3 protein-coding genes are annotated in these 4,059 nt (G+C 42.4%); all 3 read right to left on the reverse strand.

Going from position 1 to position 4,059, the window contains the following annotated elements; genetic code table 11:
• Nucleotides 1-638, reverse strand: a 638-nt coding sequence (locus GX654_19215; protein NLD38995.1) for a hypothetical protein, incomplete at its 3' end; no start/stop codon positions are given.
• A 155-nt stretch (nucleotides 639-793) separates the two neighbouring features.
• Nucleotides 794-1,750, reverse strand: a complete 957-nt coding sequence (locus GX654_19220; GenBank protein NLD38996.1) for a hypothetical protein — start codon at nucleotides 1,748-1,750, stop codon at nucleotides 794-796.
• Nucleotides 1,751-2,065: 315 nt separating this feature from the next.
• Entirely contained in the window at nucleotides 2,066-4,030 is a 1,965-nt protein-coding gene (locus GX654_19225) for a hypothetical protein (GenBank protein ID NLD38997.1), read from the reverse strand.
• Between the last annotated feature and the right edge of the window lie 29 nt (nucleotides 4,031-4,059).

The raw sequence follows: 4,059 nt of genomic DNA on the forward strand, positions 1-4,059 counted from the left end.
CTGTGAGCGCTTCCTGCGGCTATTTGTTCAACATTATTATCAATGCGTACCGGTTTATTCTTATTGATAAATGTGCCGTCTCCGAGCTGGCCGTCCTCATTCCAGCCCATTCCCCAAAGGGTTCCATTCTTTTTAATAAAAAGGGTGTGAAAAACACCGGCTGTAACCTTTATTACATCGGATGCAATTTTTACGGGTTTATTCCTGCTTGTATTTGTGCCATCGCCAAGCTGACCATATTTATTGTATCCCATGGCCCAGAGGGTGCCGTCGCTTTTTATAAACAGGCTGTGGGCATTGCCGGAAGCCACCTGTGCTACATCGGACGCAACCTGAATAGGCGTGCTTCGTGTATCTGTTGTACCGTCTCCAAGCTGACCATTATTGTTATATCCAACGCTCCATAACGTTCCATCTTTTTTAATATAAAGGGTGTGATACAACCCCGCATCTATTCCGGTGGGCAAAGCTTTAAGCATGTTTTGATCAACAGGCTGTTTTTTTGAGACTGTATTTTTACCTGCCTCTGCGCCATAGGCTGTAATATCAACCGGGAGCAAAGAGAAAATCAAAAGGATTAATATTAAAGCAGCATGTCTCCTCAAAAGAAATCTTATGATACGTTGTCTGTCCATCATTCCCCTGTTCCTCATAATGTTTTCCTGAAAATTAGTATTAAATTATATCCATCCAGAAAGAACAAAAGCCTGGATAGAGCTTTCAGCTACTAGTCGCCTGTCCCGCCAACCTCCCCTTCTATAAGCTGACTGCTGAACGCTGATTGCTGCTTTTCTCACATGCTGCGGCTGAAGACGAACTTGTGCTCCTCTCCCTCAACCCTGATAACAATATTGAATTCACCTTCCGCTTTTTCATCTATGTCCTTAATATCGTATATTATCAGTCCGGTTACAGTACTGCCGGGCATTACCTCCTGCGGTTTAAAGACAAGGGATGGAACAATTACCCGGAACTGCTCATAGATTCTTATTGTTTCTTCAAGGTCGTCTATTGAATCGTCAAACCTGGCGTTAAAAAAGTTTGCTACACTCTTGAGCTGATTTATTGGAATCTCCACTTTACCCGATTGACCCTGATCAGACTGATCAGACTCTTTAAGCTTTTCCAAAGTAGCCTTATAAGCCAAAGAAGCCTTATAAGCCTTATCAGCCTTATCAAAATTATCCTTGCCAAGCCTAGCCTTATCAGCTTTGCTAGGTTTAAAATCCTTAAGAGCCTTATTAACCTTATCAATCTCAACCTGATACGATTGTTTCCTTCTTTTCGATTTATTTGAATTTGTTTTATTTCCATGTGCAGATTTTAATGTAGCTATCGTCCCCGCTGTACGTTCTGTGTCCCCGAATATGCGGGATATTATCCTGATTTCTACATCAAAATAATCATTCTCAAGATCTATCAAAAAATCATCAAGAGGTTGAATTTCCAAATTTATTGGGGCTAAATCTTCGTTTTTATTTTTAAACTGCACTGTAATATTCTCATTGCTTACTTTAAAAGAATCCTGTCCCCTGTTTTTTATAATAAGATTGAAGATTATTTTTTCTTTAATGTGTTTGACCTCCGTGTAGTTGGCAAGATTTACCGAGTGTTTTTTATCAGAAATGACCATACCGTCATAATCCACCTTTTGCATTAAAGAAGGCGCTGCGACTGTCTTTATTTTGCCTGCGCAGCCTTGAAGCAGTATCACTGTAAAAAAAAGCATTAAGTAAAATTTTATTTTCATTTTAATCCCCTGGTTGTGTTCTTTATCCGTAGTGGCAGGCCCCTGTGCCTGCCAGGTTTTTTGCAAGGGGTACACAATCTCCCCTGACATAACAATAATGGTGCCAACCTGCGGGCAGACACGGGGGTCTGCGCCCTACAATTAATAATGTACTTTTGAGGAAAATAAATTCCTCTGTCATGCATTCGTAAATATTGCTGTATCTCACACAGAGGCACGAAGAACACAAAGATAATCAAATGCTTTTATTATAAAATACTTTTGTTTTTTAACTTTGTGGCCTTGTGGCTTTGTGTGAAAAATTATTTTATTCTGTTACTGTTCTGCACCTATACCCTCAAGTACGCCTACAATATCCCTCCACCCGTTTCTTTCAGCAAGGGCGAGGGCTGTATATAGCGTGTCTCTAACAATTGCTTCCGTATTCATGTCCGATCCCCACTCACAAAGGTATTTTACTATTTCACTGTGACCGTTCTGTGCTGCAGCCATAAGCGCGATAGATCCGTCTTCTGCTTTGATGTCAGTCACTGCTCCCTTTTCTGCAAGATATTTTACAATGCCTGTATGCCCGTTCTGTGCCGCCATCCATAGAGCTGTTCTCCCGTCATCCCTTTTCGGGTCCAGTTCTGCGCCCTTTTCAACAAGGAGTTTAACCACATCCATATGCCCGTCCTGGGCAGCTATCCATAGAGCTGTTATACCGTCCTTTGCCCGCTCGTTCACCCAGACCCCTCTTTCAATAAGGATTTCCACCACCTCAGGATTGCCTATTTCAGCCGCAACCATAAGGATAGTCGCTCCGTTTTTCTTGTTACGCACTATAACTTCGGCTCCGTTTTCCAGGAGGTATCTTAATATAGGTCCGTGACTTCCAATAAGAGAATTCCACAATGCAGTTGTACCGTCCCTGGCTTTTAGATTTATATCCGCTCCCTTTTGTACCAGATACTTTACAAAGTCCAGGTCTCCCTGGTTTACGCTCAACATCAGGGCAGTGGTCCCGTCAGCCAATTTTGCATTTACATTTGCGCCATGATCTATAAGAAGTCTGACAATCTCCATATGCCTTCCTTCAAGCGCCCATATAAGAGCTGTTATGCCATGGATTGTTTTTGTGTTGACCTCAACGCCTCTATCCAGAAGGCTTTTGACAAGGCGGGTCATTCCATGCTTTGAGGCCATCATGAGTGGTGTATGCCGAAGTTCATCTGAAATACCCTTTATAGCGGCTCCTTTATCACAAAGATAGGTTGCAACCTGTTCATGGCCATTGTTCAATGCAAGCCAGAATGCTGTTGTTCCATCGGTTGTTGGAATATCTATTCTGGCATTGTTTTCAACAAGGAGTTTTACTATTTCAAAATGACCATTTTCAGAAGCCACCGCGAGGGGTGTCAATCTTTTGGATTCTGAAAAATGATTTATCTCTGCCTCATTTTCTATAAGGAGCTTAACAATATCTGTATGCCCATTTTGAGCTGCTATCCATATGGGAGCGGTGAAGTCACGATCCTTTTTATTGACGTTTGCGTCATTTTGTATCAGGAGCTCAGCAATATCCCTGTGCCCATTCTGTGCAGCAACCCACAGAGCGGACCTGTTACCTGACCCTGTTGAGTTTACATTCGCATTATGTTCGATAAGAAGTTTTACAACATCCGTGTGGCCATTGAGTGATGCTATCCACAGGGCAGCGCCTGACCCCATAACAGTTATTACTTCATACTCTTTTTGATTCAGAAATTCGCGGATTTTGTCCCATTTTAACATCATTGGACTTTCTTTGGGATTCCAAATGATCTCCATTGGTGTGGTGTCGCCCATAATGGAGTCTCCTTCAGCATACCGGGCAATTTCTTCAAATGCCATTTTAGCCGTTATATACTTCATCTGCATCAGAAATATTACCCTTGTACGGAGCTCAAATCTCTCTTCTTCAGGGGTCTTTTCTCTCTCAATATCTTCCATTGGCAACTCTTCATTTGCCCCTTCCCTGTTTTTGACGTTGGCCTTTGCCCCGTTTTCCAAAAGTATCCTTACAATGTCAGCATACCCGTTTTGAGCAGCTATCCAGAGGGCTGAACCTCCGTTATACTTGTTTTTCTTTTTTACATCAGCGCCTTTCGAGATGAGAAATTCGACAATATCCCTGTGCCCTCCCTGGGATGCGAGCATAAGAGCAGTGACGCCGTCTGTTTTTCTTCTGCTGTTTACATCAACTCCTTTACCAATTAACTGTTTTACTACCTCAAGATGCCCCTTTTGGGAGGCCCACATTAGGGCTGCAATACCGTCAATATTGTCTA

The organism is Desulfatiglans sp. (genome assembly GCA_012513605.1).
GTDB lineage: Bacteria > Desulfobacterota > DSM-4660 > Desulfatiglandales > HGW-15 > JAAZBV01.